The organism is Enterobacter cloacae complex sp. HYC074_NIDB, assembly GCF_056673345.1.
In genome coordinates, this window is the sequence record NZ_CP114214.1 from 514,773 (window position 1) to 529,610 (window position 14,838).

Annotated in this window: 12 protein-coding genes; 10 read left to right on the top strand and 2 right to left on the bottom strand. The window is 56.4% G+C overall.

Features of this window, described 5'->3' with window-relative positions; genetic code table 11:
• Nucleotides 1-83 precede the first annotated feature (83 nt).
• The 9 genes from hfq to rlmB all read left to right on the top strand — a co-directional run bounded on the left by hfq (nt 84) and on the right by rlmB (nt 9,638).
• Entirely contained in the window at nt 84-395 is a 312-nt protein-coding gene (gene hfq / locus O1724_RS02505; protein WP_003855990.1) for an RNA chaperone Hfq, read from the top strand.
• 74 nt (nt 396-469) lie between these two features.
• Nucleotides 470-1,750, top strand: a complete 1,281-nt coding sequence (gene hflX, locus O1724_RS02510; RefSeq protein ID WP_003855991.1) for a ribosome rescue GTPase HflX — start codon at nt 470-472, stop codon at nt 1,748-1,750.
• A 56-nt stretch (nt 1,751-1,806) separates the two neighbouring features.
• A complete protein-coding gene (hflK, locus tag O1724_RS02515; RefSeq protein ID WP_003855992.1) occupies nt 1,807-3,066 on the top strand; it encodes an FtsH protease activity modulator HflK in 1,260 nt (419 codons plus the stop codon).
• A 2-nt stretch (nt 3,067-3,068) separates the two neighbouring features.
• The gene (hflC, locus tag O1724_RS02520) at nt 3,069-4,073 is read left to right on the top strand and encodes a protease modulator HflC (protein ID WP_003855994.1); all 1,005 of its coding nucleotides are present in this window, start codon (nt 3,069-3,071) and stop codon (nt 4,071-4,073) included.
• 71 nt (nt 4,074-4,144) lie between these two features.
• Nucleotides 4,145-4,342, top strand: a complete 198-nt coding sequence (locus O1724_RS02525) for a DUF2065 domain-containing protein (RefSeq protein ID WP_003855996.1) — start codon at nt 4,145-4,147, stop codon at nt 4,340-4,342.
• Between the two features lie 104 nt (nt 4,343-4,446).
• Entirely contained in the window at nt 4,447-5,745 is a 1,299-nt protein-coding gene (locus O1724_RS02530) for an adenylosuccinate synthase (protein ID WP_032628076.1), read from the top strand.
• 192 nt (nt 5,746-5,937) lie between these two features.
• Nucleotides 5,938-6,363 carry a nitric oxide-sensing transcriptional repressor NsrR gene (gene nsrR, locus O1724_RS02535; protein ID WP_003855998.1) on the top strand — a complete coding sequence of 142 codons (426 nt, stop codon included), beginning with the start codon at nt 5,938-5,940 and terminating at the stop codon, nt 6,361-6,363.
• A gap of 38 nt (nt 6,364-6,401) precedes the next feature.
• Complete coding sequence (rnr, locus tag O1724_RS02540) at nt 6,402-8,843, top strand: ribonuclease R (protein ID WP_126297130.1); 2,442 nt, start codon at nt 6,402-6,404, stop codon at nt 8,841-8,843.
• A gap of 63 nt (nt 8,844-8,906) precedes the next feature.
• The gene (gene rlmB, locus O1724_RS02545; RefSeq protein ID WP_003856001.1) at nt 8,907-9,638 is read left to right on the top strand and encodes a 23S rRNA (guanosine(2251)-2'-O)-methyltransferase RlmB; all 732 of its coding nucleotides are present in this window, start codon (nt 8,907-8,909) and stop codon (nt 9,636-9,638) included.
• A gap of 91 nt (nt 9,639-9,729) precedes the next feature.
• On the opposite strand, the gene O1724_RS02550 is transcribed toward rlmB, so the two are convergent.
• Nucleotides 9,730-11,004 carry an MFS transporter gene (locus O1724_RS02550; RefSeq protein ID WP_126297129.1) on the bottom strand — a complete coding sequence of 425 codons (1,275 nt, stop codon included), beginning with the start codon at nt 11,002-11,004 and terminating at the stop codon, nt 9,730-9,732.
• A 195-nt stretch (nt 11,005-11,199) separates the two neighbouring features.
• Here O1724_RS02550 and O1724_RS02555 point away from each other — a divergent pair, with 195 nt between their 5' ends.
• The gene (locus O1724_RS02555) at nt 11,200-12,822 is read left to right on the top strand and encodes an isovaleryl-CoA dehydrogenase (RefSeq protein ID WP_045345886.1); all 1,623 of its coding nucleotides are present in this window, start codon (nt 11,200-11,202) and stop codon (nt 12,820-12,822) included.
• Here O1724_RS02555 and O1724_RS02560 read toward each other — a convergent pair.
• Nucleotides 12,819-14,750, bottom strand: a complete 1,932-nt coding sequence (locus O1724_RS02560) for a methyl-accepting chemotaxis protein (protein WP_126297128.1) — start codon at nt 14,748-14,750, stop codon at nt 12,819-12,821. The two genes, O1724_RS02555 and O1724_RS02560, sit on opposite strands and share 4 nt — an antisense overlap.
• Nucleotides 14,751-14,838 lie beyond the last annotated feature (88 nt).

Sequence of the window (14,838 nt, forward strand, 5' to 3'; positions counted from 1 at the left end):
GTGTACAATTAAGCCGTATCGTGCGCAATTTTTCAGAATCGCAAGGTTCTAAGTACAAAACAAGCATATAAGGAAAAGATAGAATGGCTAAGGGGCAATCTTTACAAGATCCGTTCCTGAACGCATTGCGTCGGGAGCGTGTTCCAGTTTCTATTTATTTGGTGAATGGTATTAAGCTGCAAGGTCAGATTGAGTCTTTCGATCAGTTCGTGATCCTGTTGAAAAACACGGTCAGCCAGATGGTCTATAAGCACGCGATTTCTACTGTTGTTCCGTCCCGTCCGGTATCTCATCACAGCAATAACGCTGGCGGCGGCACTGGCAGTAACTACCATCACGGCAGCAACGCGCAGGGTTCTTCAACACCAGCGCAGGACAGCGAAGAAACCGAATAAGGTTTTGGGCTGTTATCCACACGGGGAGCCAGGGATCCTGCGTTCCCCGCTGATCTTTTTAGAGAGGTTTACGCTTGTTTGACCGTTATGACGCCGGTGAGCAGGCGGTGCTGGTACACATCTATTTTTCGCAAGACAAAGATATGGAAGACCTCCAGGAGTTTGAATCTCTGGTCTCTTCCGCCGGTGTCGAAGCAATGCAGGTGATTACTGGTAGCCGTAAAGCGCCGCACCCGAAGTATTTTGTAGGTGAAGGTAAAGCAGTAGAAATTGCGGATGCCGTAAAAGCAACCGGCGCATCTGTTGTGCTGTTTGATCATGCGCTGTCTCCGGCTCAGGAACGTAACCTGGAAGCTCTCTGCGAATGCCGTGTTATCGATCGCACGGGGTTGATCTTAGATATTTTTGCTCAGCGTGCGCGTACCCACGAGGGTAAGTTGCAGGTTGAGCTGGCGCAGTTGCGCCATCTGGCGACGCGTCTGGTGCGTGGCTGGACACACCTTGAAAGACAAAAAGGCGGGATTGGTTTGCGCGGCCCGGGTGAAACCCAGCTCGAAACCGACCGCCGTTTACTGCGTGGGCGTATTACCCAGATCCTTTCACGTCTGGAACGTGTAGAGAAACAGCGCGAGCAGGGGCGTCGGGCGCGAACGAAAGCTGACATCCCAACGGTGTCGCTGGTGGGCTATACCAACGCCGGTAAATCCACTCTGTTTAACCAGATAACCGAGGCCCAGGTGTATGCCGCAGACCAGCTGTTTGCGACCCTGGACCCAACCCTGCGCCGTATTGACGTCGCAGACGTGGGTGAAACGGTGCTGGCGGATACCGTAGGGTTTATTCGCCATCTGCCGCACGATCTGGTCGCGGCGTTTAAAGCGACGTTGCAGGAGACGCGTCAGGCGACCCTGCTACTGCATGTGATTGATGCGGCTGACGTACGCGTGCAGGAGAACATCGACGCGGTGAACGTGGTGCTCGAAGAGATCGACGCCCACGAAATTCCTACCCTGTTGGTGATGAACAAGATCGATATGCTGGACGATTTTGAACCGCGTATTGACCGAGACGAAGAGAACAAACCGATTCGGGTCTGGCTGTCTGCTCAGGCCGGGATTGGTGTGCCACTGCTTTTCCAGGCTTTGACAGAACGTCTTTCCGGTGAGGTAGCTCAGCACACGCTGCGACTGCCGCCACAGGAAGGCAGGCTGCGCAGCCGGTTTTATCAGCTTCAGGCGATAGAAAAAGAGTGGATGGAGGATGACGGCAGCGTGGGGATGCAGGTGCGTATGCCGATCGTTGACTGGCGTCGCCTCTGTAAACAAGAACCTGCGCTGGCGGACTATATCGTCTGATCAGAAAGGGGAAGCCTGAAAAATTCGCCCTTGCATAACAAATATGGAGCATATACATGGCGTGGAATCAGCCCGGTAATAACGGACAAGACCGCGACCCGTGGGGAAGCAGCAATAATCAAGGCGGCAACTCTGGGGGAAATGGCAACAAAGGTGGTCGCGAGCAGGGGCCGCCGGATCTGGATGATATCTTCCGCAAACTGAGCAAAAAGCTTGGTGGCCTTGGCGGAGGAAAAGGTTCTGGCTCGGGTGGCAATTCCACTCAGAGTCCGCGCCCGCCAATGGGTGGCCGCGTGGTGGGCATTGTCGCCGCTGCGGTAGTAATCATCTGGGCAGCCAGCGGGTTCTACACCATTAAAGAAGCAGAACGCGGTGTGGTCACCCGTTTCGGTAAGTTCAGCCATCTGGTTGAACCGGGCCTGAACTGGAAGCCGACCTTCATTGATGACGTGACCGCGGTTAACGTGGAGTCCGTCCGTGAACTGGCCGCCTCTGGCGTGATGTTGACCTCTGACGAGAACGTGGTGCGCGTTGAGATGAACGTACAGTACCGCGTGACCGATCCGGAACGTTATCTGTTTAGCGTGACCAGCGCCGATGACAGCCTGCGTCAGGCGACCGACAGCGCCCTGCGTGGCGTGATCGGTAAATACACCATGGACCGTATCCTGACCGAAGGTCGTACCGTTATTCGTAGCGATACCCAGCGTGAGCTGGAAGAGACCATCCGTCCGTACAACATGGGTATCACCCTGCTGGACGTCAACTTCCAGGCTGCACGTCCGCCGGAAGAGGTGAAAGCCGCCTTTGACGATGCGATTGCCGCGCGTGAAAACGAACAGCAGTACATCCGTGAAGCGGAAGCGTACACCAACGAAGTTCAGCCGCGTGCAAACGGTCAGGCGCAGCGTATTCTGGAAGAAGCGCGTGCGTATAAGACCCAGACCATCCTGGAAGCACAGGGTGAAGTGGCTCGCTTCGCGAAGATCCTGCCGGAATATAAAGCCGCGCCGGAAATTACCCGTGAGCGTCTCTATATCGAGACCATGGAAAAAGTGCTGAGCCATACGCGTAAAGTGCTGGTTAACGACAACAAAGGCGGAAACCTGATGGTCCTGCCGCTGGATCAGATGCTGAAAGGCGGTTCTGCACCGGCAGCAAAAGACAACAGCGGTGCGAACAACCTGCTGCGTCTGCCACCGGCCTCGTCTGGCAGCGCCAGCGCGAACACAACGCCTTCTTCGAACGATGGTGACATTATGGACCAACGCCGTGCCAACGCGCAGCGTAACGACTACCAGCGTCAGGGGGAATAAGGATGCGTAAGTCAGTTATTGCGATCATCATCATTGTACTGGTCGTGCTCTACACCTCCATCTTTGTGGTGAAAGAGGGCGAGCGTGGGATCAAGTTCCAGTTCAGCAGCGTCGTGCGTGACGGCGACAAGCGTCCGGTGATTTATGAGCCGGGTCTGCACTTTAAGATCCCGTTCATTCAGTCAGTGAAAACGCTCGATGCGCGTATCCAGACCATGGATAACCAGGCCGATCGTTTCGTGACCAAAGAGAAGAAAGACCTGATCGTTGATTCCTATATCAAATGGCGCATCAGCGATTTCAGCCGCTACTTCCTGGCAACCGGGGGTGGCGACGTTTCTCAGGCAGAAGTGCTGCTGAAACGTAAGTTCTCTGACCGTCTGCGTTCTGAAATTGGTCGTCTGGATGTGAAAGACATTGTGACCGACTCCCGTGGTCGTCTGACGCTGGAAGTGCGTGATGCGCTGAACTCCGGCTCTGCGGGCACCGAGGATGAAGTTGAAACCCCGGCGGCAGACGATGCGATTGCCAAAGCGGCTGAACGTGTTCAGGCTGAAACCAACGGTAAAGTGCCGGTGATCAACCCGAACAGTATGGCGGCGCTGGGCATCGAAGTGGTTGATGTGCGCATCAAGCAGATCAACCTGCCAGCGGAAGTGTCCGAGGCGATCTACAACCGTATGCGCGCCGAGCGTGAAGCGGTAGCCCGTCGTCACCGTTCACAGGGTCAGGAAGAAGCGGAAAAACTGCGCGCGGCAGCGGACTATGAAGTCACCAAGACGCTGGCGGAATCTGAGCGCCAGGGTCGTATCCTGCGCGGTGAAGGTGATGCGGAAGCCGCGAAACTGTTTGCTGATGCATTCAGCCAGGATCCGGACTTCTATGCCTTCATTCGTAGCCTGCGCGCTTACGAGAATAGCTTCAAGAGCAACCAGGATGTGATGGTGCTCAGCCCGGACAGCGATTTCTTCCGTTATATGAAGACGCCGACCAACGCAACGCGATAAACTCAGGCTCGTTTGAGTATTCAAACCACCGCTCTTCACGGAGCGGTGGTTTTCTTTTATAAGGAACAAAAATGAATTCAACGATCTGGCTCGCGCTGGCCCTGGTTTTGGTGCTGGAAGGCCTCGGCCCGATGCTTTATCCGCGCGCATGGCGCCGGATGATCGCCACCATGAGCCAACTGCCGGATAATATTTTGCGTCGTTTTGGCGGTGGTCTTGTGGTTGCTGGTATCGTTATCTACTACATGTTGAGGAAAACGATTGGCTGATCAAAAACTAACCGCAATTGGCATATTTTAGGGTCAAAAAGTGCTGTATATCTGAAAAAGCGATGGTAGAATCCATTTTTAAGCAAACGGTGATTTTGAAAAAAATGGGTAACAACGTCGTCGTACTGGGCACCCAATGGGGTGACGAAGGTAAAGGGAAGATTGTTGATCTTCTGACTGAACGGGCTAAATATGTTGTACGCTACCAGGGCGGTCACAACGCAGGCCATACTCTCGTAATCAACGGTGAAAAAACCGTCCTCCATCTTATTCCATCAGGCATTCTTCGCGAAAACGTCACCAGCATCATCGGTAACGGCGTTGTGCTGTCTCCTGCTGCGCTGATGAAAGAGATGAAAGGTCTGGAAGACCGTGGTATCCCTGTTCGTGAGCGTCTGCTGCTCTCCGAAGCCTGCCCGCTGATCCTGGACTATCACGTGGCGCTGGACGTGGCGCGTGAAAAAGCGCGTGGCGCGAAAGCGATCGGCACTACCGGTCGTGGCATCGGCCCGGCATACGAAGATAAAGTGGCTCGTCGCGGTCTGCGCGTCGGTGACCTCTTCGACAAAGCGACCTTCGCTGAAAAACTGAAAGAAGTGATGGAATATCACAACTTCCAGCTGGTGAACTTCTACAAAGCTGACGCTGTTGACTACCAGAAAGTGCTGGATGACGTCATGGCGATTGCAGACATTCTGACCGGTATGGTTGTTGATGTGTCCGATCTGCTGGACCAGGCGCGCAAGCGTGGCGATTTCGTCATGTTCGAAGGTGCGCAGGGTACGCTGCTGGACATCGACCACGGTACCTATCCGTACGTTACGTCCTCTAACACCACCGCGGGTGGCGTGGCGACCGGCTCTGGCCTGGGTCCACGTTATGTGGATTACGTTCTGGGCATCATCAAAGCGTACTCCACTCGCGTGGGTGCGGGTCCATTCCCGACCGAACTGTTTGATGAAACCGGCGAGTTCCTGTGCAAGCAGGGTAACGAGTTTGGCGCGACCACCGGTCGTCGTCGTCGTACCGGCTGGCTGGACGCCGTTGCCGTACGTCGCGCAGTGCAGATCAACTCCCTGTCTGGCTTCTGCCTGACCAAGCTGGACGTACTGGACGGCCTGAAAGAAGTGAAAATCTGCGTTGGCTACCGCATGCCAGATGGCCGCGAAGTGACCACCACTCCGCTGGCTGCTGACGACTGGGAAGGCATTGAGCCAATCTACGAAACCATGCCGGGCTGGTCTGAGACCACCTTCGGTGTGAAAGAGCGTAGTGGCCTGCCAAAAGCCGCGCTGGACTACATCAAGCGCATTGAAGAACTGACCGAAGTGCCGATCGATATTATTTCTACCGGCCCGGATCGTACTGAAACGATGATCCTGCGCGACCCGTTCGACGCATAATCTTCGTGACTGCTGGCCTGCGGGGAAACCCGTAGGCCGGATAAGCGCAGCGCCATCCGGCGACCGCTCCTGGATCTCCGCTTTTTCGCCCCGTCTGTCAAATAAATTAGCCGCTAACTATCTGGCTGGTTTATCATCATTAATGAATATCTCTGCGGTTTAACCGCGTTTTCCCTTTTTCCTGAGGTTGATGTGCAGTTAACAAGTTTCACCGATTACGGCTTACGCGCGCTGATTTACATGGCGTCGTTACCCGATGGGAAGATGACCAGCATCTCTGAAGTCACAGAGGTGTACGGTGTGTCCCGTAATCATATGGTCAAAATAATCAATCAACTTAGTCGTGCCGGATACGTTGCTGCCGTCCGCGGGAAGAATGGAGGGATCCGTCTCGGTAAACCGGCACAGAGTATCCGTATTGGCGATGTGGTACGTGAACTGGAGCCGCTCTCTCTGGTGAACTGTAGCAGCGCGTTCTGCCACATTACGCCCGCTTGCCGCCTGAAACAGGCGCTTTCAAAGGCCGTGCAAAGTTTTCTCAAGGAACTGGATAACTACACGCTGGCCGATTTGGTTGAAGAGAATCAACCGCTTTATAAATTATTGCTGGTGGAATGAAGAAAATTTCCACCGGAGCTGACAACGGAGGAACCGACATGTCACAAGATCCTTTCCAGGAACGCGAAGCCGAAAAATACTCGAATCCTATCCCCAGCCGCGAGTTCATCATTGAACACTTAACAAAACGCGAAAAACCCGCCAATCGTGAAGAACTTGCCGTTGAATTAAACATTGAAGGTGAAGAGCAAATTGAAGCCCTTCGCCGCCGCCTGCGCGCCATGGAGCGTGACGGGCAGCTGGTCTTTACTCGTCGCCAGTGCTACGCGCTGCCAGAACGCCTCGACCTGCTGAAAGGCACCGTTATTGGTCACCGCGATGGCTTCGGCTTCCTGCGCGTGGAAGGCCGTAAAGACGACCTGTACCTCTCATCTGAACAGATGAAGATGTGTATTCACGGCGACCAGATCCTGGCGCAGCCGCTGGGTGCAGACCGTAAAGGCCGCCGCGAAGCGCGCGTGGTCCGCGTGCTGGTGCCGAAAACCAGCCAGATCGTTGGCCGTTACTTTACCGATGCGGGCGTAGGCTTTGTGGTGCCGGACGACAGCCGTCTGAGCTTCGACATTCTCATCCCGCCTGAAGAGGTGATGGGCGCACGCATGGGCTTTGTGGTGGTGGTTGAACTCACCCAGCGCCCGACCCGCCGTACCAAAGCGGTGGGTAAAATCGTTGAAGTGCTGGGCGATAACATGGGCACCGGCATGGCCGTTGATATGGCGCTGCGCACCCATGAAATTCCGTACGTCTGGCCGAAAGCGGTTGAAGACCAGATCGAAAACCTGCGTGAAGAAGTGCCGGAAGAGTCCAAAGCAGGCCGCGTGGATCTGCGCGATCTGCCGCTGGTCACCATTGATGGTGAAGACGCCCGTGACTTCGATGATGCCGTGTACTGTGAGAAAAAACGTGGTGGTGGCTGGCGTCTGTGGGTGGCTATCGCGGATGTGAGCTACTACGTGCGTCCACACACGCCGCTGGATAACGAAGCGCGCAGCCGCGGTACGTCGGTCTACTTCCCGTCTCAGGTTGTACCGATGCTGCCAGAAGTGCTCTCCAACGGCCTGTGTTCCCTCAACCCGCAGGTGGACCGCCTGTGTATGGTCTGCGAAATGACCATCTCCAGCAAGGGACGTCTGACGGGCTATAAGTTCTACGAAGCAGTGATGAGTTCCCATGCGCGCCTGACCTATACCAAGGTCTGGCATATGTTGCAGGGCGATCAGGATCTGCGCGAACAGTACGCGCCGCTGGTCAAACACATCGAAGAGCTGCACAACCTCTACAAAACGCTGGATCAGGCGCGCGAAGAGCGCGGTGGGATCTCGTTTGAGAGTGAAGAGGCGAAGTTTATCTTTAACGCTGAGCGTCGTATCGAGCGTATCGAGCAGACCCAGCGTAACGATGCGCACAAGCTGATTGAAGAGTGTATGATCCTGGCAAACATCTCGGCGGCACGTTTCGTTGAGAAAGCCAAAGAGCCTGCGCTGTTCCGTATTCACGACAAGCCAACCACGGAAGCCGTAACCTCGTTCCGCTCCGTGCTGGCTGAACTCGGTCTGGAGCTGCCTGGCGGTAATAAGCCTGAGCCACGCGATTACGCCGAGCTGCTGGAATCCATCAGCGATCGTCCTGACGCGGAAATGCTGCAAACCATGCTGCTGCGCTCCATGAAGCAGGCGATTTACGATCCGGAAAACCGGGGCCACTTTGGTCTGGCTTTACAGTCGTACGCGCACTTCACTTCGCCGATCCGCCGTTATCCGGATCTGTCCCTGCACCGTGCGATCAAGTATCTGCTGGCGCACGAGCAGGGTCATAAAGGCAATACGACCGAAACCGGAGGGTATCACTACTCCATGGAGGAGATGCTGCAACTGGGCCAGCACTGTTCCATGACCGAGCGTCGTGCGGATGAAGCAACGCGCGACGTGGCGGACTGGCTGAAGTGTGACTTTATGCTGGATCAGGTGGGTAATATCTTTAAAGGCGTGATTGCCAGCGTCACCGGCTTTGGCTTCTTCGTGCGTCTGGATGAGCTGTTTATCGACGGTCTGGTGCACGTTTCCAGCCTCGATAACGATTACTACCGCTTCGACCAGGTCGGACAACGTCTGATCGGCGAATCCGGCGGCCAGACCTACCGTCTGGGAGATCGGGTGGAAGTGAAGGTTGAAGCCGTGAATATGGACGACCGTAAAATCGACTTCAGCCTGATCTCCAGCGAGCGCGCGCCGCGTAACGTCGGGAAAACCGAGCGTGAGAAAGCGAAAAAAGGTGGCAACGGTAAAGCGGGCGGCAAGCGACGTCAGGCAGGTAAAAGAGTAAACTTTGAGCCAGACAGCGCTTTCCGTGGCGAGAAGAAACAGAAGCCCAAGGCGGCAAAAAAAGACGCTCGTAAAGCGAAAAAACCGTCGACCAAGACCCAAAAAATAGCGGCCGCGACCAAAGCGAAGCGCGCGGCGAAGAAACAGCAGGCGGAGTAATTTCCCCTCACCCTGACCCTCTCCCCAACGGGAGAGGGAAAATATTTATTACGAGAACCATCAATGAGTGAAATGATTTACGGCATCCACGCGGTGCAGGCCCTGCTGGAGCGCGCGCCGGAGCGTTTTCAGGAAGTTTTTATTCTGAAAGGGCGAGAAGATAAACGTCTGATGCCGCTGATCCACGCGCTGGAAGCGCAGGGCGTAGTGATCCAACTGGCGAACCGCCAGTATCTGGATGAGAAAAGCGAAGGAGCTGTACACCAGGGCATTATCGCGCGCGTGAAGCCAGGCCGTCAGTATCAGGAGAACGATCTGCCGGATCTGATCGCTGAGCTGGATAACCCGTTCTTCCTGATCCTTGATGGCGTAACCGACCCGCATAACCTGGGCGCGTGCCTGCGTAGCGCCGATGCAGCAGGCGTGCATGCGGTGATTGTGCCAAGAGATCGTTCCGCGCAGCTTAACGCTACCGCTAAAAAAGTTGCCTGCGGCGCGGCGGAAAACGTTCCGCTGATCCGCGTGACTAACCTGGCGCGCACCATGCGTCTGTTGCAGGAAGAGAATATCTGGATCGTCGGCACAGCCGGTGAAGCGGATCACACCCTGTATCAGAGCAAAATGACCGGCCGCATGGCGCTGGTGATGGGGGCAGAAGGTGAAGGCATGCGTCGTCTGACGCGCGAGCACTGCGACGAGCTGATCAGCATCCCGATGGCAGGCAGCGTGTCGTCCCTGAACGTTTCTGTTGCGACGGGTATCTGCCTGTTCGAAGCGGTGCGTCAGCGCGGGTAGCCTGTTGTGCCGGGTGGCGGCTTCGCCTCACCCGGCCTACAAAAGCATGGTAACGTAGGCCCGCTAAGCGCAGCGCCACCGGGCAACAATCTCACTCCTCTAACGACCGTAAATGGTCATCCTTCCTCAGCGTCATCAGCGCGAAAATACTCACCACCGCCGTTGCCATCACGTAGTACGCCGGAATATCCAGATTGCCCGTCTCTTTAATCAGCCCGGTAATGATCAGCCCGGCGCAGCCCGAGAAGATCGCATTCGACAGAGAATAGGCCAGCCCCAGCCCGGTATAACGCACGCGCGTCGGGAACATCTCAGACAGCATTGCCGGCCCCGGCCCTGCCAGCATCCCAACCAGACCTCCCGCAATCAGCACCACAATCGCTTTGACCGCCAGCGTACTGGTTTCCGCCTGCAAAATTTTCAGCAGCGGCAGGGCGAGGATCAGCAGGAGCACGGTGGAGATAATCATCACCGTCCGCCGCCCGATCCTGTCGCTCAGCATGCCCGACGGAATGATCGTGAGCGCAAACCCAATGTTAGAAATCACCGCAATCAGCAGCGCCTGGTTAAAACCGGTGTGCAGCGCAGATTGCAGATAGGTCGGCATAATCACCAGATAGGTATAGCCCGCCGCAGACCAGGCCATCACGCGGCCAATGCCCATCAGGATGGTTTTGAACGTGGCGGCGGTGGTGGCCTGAGTAACAACCGGTTTTTCCCGTTGCTGCACAAAGCTCGGCGTCTCTTCCATGCTCACCCGCAGCCATAGCGCGACCGCACCCATCGGCAACGCCAGGAAGAACGGAATGCGCCAGCCCCAGTCGTGCAAGGCTTCAGGGGAGAGCAGGGCAGAGAGCAACGCGACAATACCTGCGCCCGCTAACAGTCCGAGCGCCACGGTGAAGGACTGCCATGCCCCGTAAAGACCGCGCTTGCCGCGCGGGGCGAACTCCGTCATCAATGAGACCGCACCGCCATACTCACCGCCCGCGAACAGTCCTTGCAGAATACGCAGGAGCGTAACGATCAGCGGCGCGGCAATCCCGATACTGGCGTAGACCGGCACAATACCGATGGCAGCGGTGGCGAGCGTCATCAATACCAGCACGATAATCAGCGTCGGTTTGCGGCCAATCCTGTCGCCAATGCGGCCAAAGACCACCGCACCCAGCGGACGGAAGAAGAAAGCGATGGCGAACGAGGCCCAGGTAAGGATCAGACTGGTGAGCTCCGCTTCCCCCTCAAGCTGGAAGAAGTTTCTGGCAATCACCGTTGCCAGAAAACCGTAGACCGCAAATTCATACCACTCGATGAAATTACCGATGGAGCCTGCAATTAATGCACGCTTGTGCGCATCCTGTTGCATAACGATCCTCACAAAAACAGGGTAAGAATAAATTATTCAGCATTAGTGAAGTAATGAAATAGTTTATTCTTATGTTCTGTGAGCTATTTCACGAATGATATCAACACGATTGTCATCGTGTGACCCCCCTCCCATGCAGCGTGCATGCCCTCTGTCCATACTTACCTTTATTGCCAATGAAAGGAGGGAGACAGCATGCACTGGCAGACTCATACCGTTTTTAATCAACCTGCACCGCTATCGAACAGCAACCTTTTTCTCTCTGATTGCGCCCTGCGCGATGCGGTAGCGCGCGAAGGGGCTGAGTGGGATGTGGATCTTCTTGCCAGCATCGGACAGCAGTTGGGTACGGCGGAGTCGCTGGAGCTGGGCAGGCTGGCGAACGTTAATCCGCCGGAGCTGCTGCGTTATGACGCCACGGGAGAGCGGCTGGACGACGTCCGCTTTCATCCAGCATGGCATCTTCTGATGCAGGGGCTTTGCGCCAACCGGGTGCACAACCTGGCGTGGGAGGAGGAGGCGCGGAAAGGATCGTTCGTCGCCAGGGCCGCGCGTTTTGTGCTGCATGCTCAGGTGGAGGCGGGAACGCTATGCCCGGTGACCATGACCTTTGCGGCCACGCCGCTGTTGCTACAGTCGCTACCCAAACCGTTTCACGACTGGTTAACGCCGCTGATGAGCGATCGCTACGATCCCCATCTCGCACCGGGGGCGCAAAAGCGCGGCCTGCTGATCGGCATGGGGATGACGGAAAAGCAGGGCGGTTCGGACGTACTCAGTAATACCACCAAAGCAGAGAAATGCAGTGATGGCAGTTACCGGCTGGTGGGGCACAAATGGTTTTTCTCCGTGCCGCAGAGCGATGCGCATCTGGTGCTCGCGCAGGCGAAGGGCGGGTTGTCCTGCTTTTTTGTCCCGCGTTTCTTACCCGACGGGCAACGCAATGCCGTGCGCCTTGAGCGTCTGAAGGACAAGCTCGGTAACCGTTCAAATGCCAGCAGTGAGGCTGAGTTCTTTGATGCTTACGGCTGGCTGCTGGGCGAAGAGGGTGAAGGTGTCCGGCAAATTCTGAAGATGGGCGGGCTGACGCGCTTTGACTGTGCGCTTGGCAGCCACGGACTGATGCGCCGTGCGCTCTCGGTGGCGCTTTATCATGCCCATCAGCGGCAGACCTTCGGCAAAAATCTTATCGACCAGCCGTTAATGCGCGACGTGCTAAGCCGTATGGCGCTGGTGCTGGAGGGACACACGGCACTGCTGTTCCGACTCGCCCGGGCGTGGGACAACCGCACCGACCCGCAGGAAGCCGCATGGGCGCGGCTATTCACTCCGGCGGCAAAATACAGCGTCTGCAAAGCGGGCATACCGTTTGTGGCAGAGGCAATGGAGGTGCTGGGCGGCGCAGGCTATTGCGAAGAGAGTGAGCTTCCGCGGTTGTACCGTGAAATGCCCGTCAACAGCATCTGGGAAGGCTCTGGCAATATTATGTGCCTGGATGTACTGCGCGTACTGGCGAAGCAGTCGGGCATTCTCGACCTGCTCGCCGATGATTTCGCGCAGGTAAAAGGCCAGGACAGGCACTTCGATCGCAGCTGGCGGCAGCTACAGCAGAAGCTGCGTAAACCGCAGGAAGCGCAGGGCAGGGAGATCGCGCGGCAGCTCTTTTTACTCGGGGCCGGAAGCCAGATGCTGCGGCACGCAACGCCGCCCGTGGCGCAGGCGTGGTGCCGCATGATGCTGGATACCCGGGGCGGCACGCTGATGAGCGAACAGGTGCAAAACGATCTGCTGCTGCGCGCCACGGGCCGGGTCGGTTAAGCTTTAAGCTGGAACAGGCTCACCAGCCGGGTGAGATGTGAACCCTTCTCGCGCAGCGTCTGCGCCGTCTGCTCGCTGCGTGAGATACGATCGGCATTGATGTGCGATGCCTCACCGATGTGCGTCATCGCCAGATTCACCTGACCAATCCCCGCAGACTGCTCGCGGGAGGCGTGGTTGATCTCGGTAACAAGCTGGCTGATGTTATCGATATGAACAATGATGGCATCCATCGCCAGACGCGTCTGCTCAGAAAGCGCATGGCCTTCGCTCACCTTGTTCAGCGTGTCGCCAATCAGCTGCTCAATCTCTTTTACCGCGTTGGCGCTGCGTGCGGCCAGGGCGCGCACCTCTTGCGCCACCACTGCGAAACCTTTCCCGTGCTCGCCCGCCCGCGCCGCTTCAACCGCCGCATTGAGCGCCAGGATATTGGTCTGGAAAGCGATGGACTCAATCACGCGGGTGATGTCTTCAATGCGTTTCGATGCATCACGAATATCATCCATGGTGGAAACTGCTTGGGTCACCGTCTCTCCACCCTGATGCACCGCGCGCGAGGTTTCCCCCACCAGCTGCTGAGTTTGCTCCATGTTGGCGGCATTTTGCTGCACGGTGGCGGCTAATTGCTCCATGCTGGCGGAGGTCTCCTCAACGCTGCTGGCCTGTTTGTTGATTTGTTCAGAGATCTCGCCGGTATCTGAAGCCAGCGCGTTAGTCCCCAGATGGATTTCGCTTGCGGCCTCGCGGACCTGCAACACAATTTTTTGCAGGCCGCCCCCGATCCCGTTGATGGCATCAATCAGCTGGCCGACTTCATCCTGGCGGGTTACCGGCAGGCTGGCGCGAAGATCGCCTGCGGCATACTGCCGGGCAAGCGCGATCACTGCGCGCAGTGGGCGGGTTAGCATCCGGCGAATGAGGATAACGAACAGGCCCGCGAAGAGCGCGGATAGCACCACGCCCGCCATCAGGAAGCGATCGCGCAGCGTGGTGACGCTTGAAAGCAGTACGGCTTTATCCACTTCACCCACGATGGTCCAGTTCCAGCCCGGCAGCGGCGTGTAGGCGACTTTGAGCGTACGGCCATCCGCGCTCACGCGTTCCAGCGTGCCGGCTTTATCACTCAGAAGCTGCTGCTGTGTCGCCGTGTCCCAGTTGGGCAGTTTGCCCTCTTCGCTGGCATGGAACAGATACTGTCCGTACGTTTTACCGCTGCTGCGATCCAGTACAAAGAAGTGACCGCTCTCGCCCAGACGACGGTTAAGGATTTTCTCGCGCATGACGTTCCAGGAATGGGTGATGTCGACGCCAACAAAGATAATCCCGATAACCTGGCCTTCCGCATTTTTAACAGGCTGGTACTGCGTGATATAGCGCTTGCCGAACAGCAGCGCGAGGCCGCGATAGACCTCCCCTTTGGTGACAGCCGCAAATGCCGGGCTGGTGGTATCAAGAACGGTTCCGATGGCGCGGTCGCCATTCTCTTTGCGCAGCGACGTGGCCACGCGGATAAAATCGTTACCGCTGCGGACAAACAGCGTCGAGATGGCCCCCGTTCGGCTCAGGAAGTCATCAGAAAGCGTATTGTTTTCATGCAACTCCGTTTCACCGCCCTTCAGCAGAGGAACGGTAAGGCCGTTAATGGTCCGGCTCTGGCTGCTGTCGCTGTTCAATGGCTGTGGCAAAAAGGTGGTGAACAGGCGGGTATAGCTCTCGACCTCTTCGCTCAGGCTGGTGTTGAACATCTCTACCATATCCACCATGCCGGTAGACTGGTTATGCAGGTCTTCAACCGCAAGATCTTCAAGCTGCTGGCTGGCGTTGTGGCTCAACAGAAAAGTGAACAGCAAAAAAAGCGTGGCGACACTGGCACCTGTTAGCAGCGATAGCTTCGTGCCCAGACCTGCCCGGCGGAAAAAGGTGATCATAAATTGCTCATTATTGAAAAGTGATGGCTGTTCAACGGCAGAGCAGAGATAACGTTTACCTCTTTAATGTAACTTAATGTTACATGTT